The sequence below is a fragment of the [Flexibacter] sp. ATCC 35208 genome (assembly GCF_001975825.1).
Taxonomy (GTDB): domain Bacteria; phylum Bacteroidota; class Bacteroidia; order Chitinophagales; family Chitinophagaceae; genus Chitinophaga.
The window spans coordinates 1-547 of record NZ_MTKN01000255.1 but is presented as its reverse complement, the minus strand read 5'-3'; the positions used below and the strand labels follow the sequence as shown (position 1 = coordinate 547).

The following is a 547-nucleotide window of genomic DNA, read 5'->3' as shown; positions in this document are numbered from 1 at the left end:
TTTATAGAACGAACCGAAAAATTAATTTTACGAATATCAGGACTACGATCATAAACATGAACGGTGTGACCTGCTTTTTTGAGATAAATTGCCAATAGTGATCCTACCAATCCAGAACCTACAACAGCAATTTTTAGTGGAGTTTGCATCAAGAAAAATCTAAATATAAGATCGTAAAAATAAGTAATAATTCTACAAGAGCTTAAAAATAAAGGAAATATTTATGATTAATATGGCATGTCCCGCTCATCCCGAAGCCTCGTGAGCGGGTCGGGCTTTCGGCTTTATTCCCTATTAACAAAAACTACGGCTAAAAGCCTTTTTTTTCTAAATAGCGAGATACCGCCTCTATCCCTCATGCGAGTCTCATTTTCATAACAAATTCCATTTTTTAATGATTTATTAGAAATATAGAAAAGCCTATTTTCGCTTTATAAGAAAAAAAATCAGCACATGAATCTGACGGATTAAACAGATTTATGCAGGTTTTTTTATAAAACCCAAAACCGCATATCTTAAGAAATCAGTGTTCATCCGTTCAATCCGT

Annotated in this window: 1 protein-coding gene; it reads right to left on the bottom strand. The window is 33.6% G+C overall.

Annotated features, from left to right (window positions below; translation table 11 throughout):
• Positions 1–149, bottom strand: a 149-nt coding sequence (locus tag BW716_RS39550) for an NAD(P)/FAD-dependent oxidoreductase (protein ID WP_179091430.1), incomplete at its 3' end; no start/stop codon positions are given.
• Positions 150–547 lie beyond the last annotated feature (398 nt).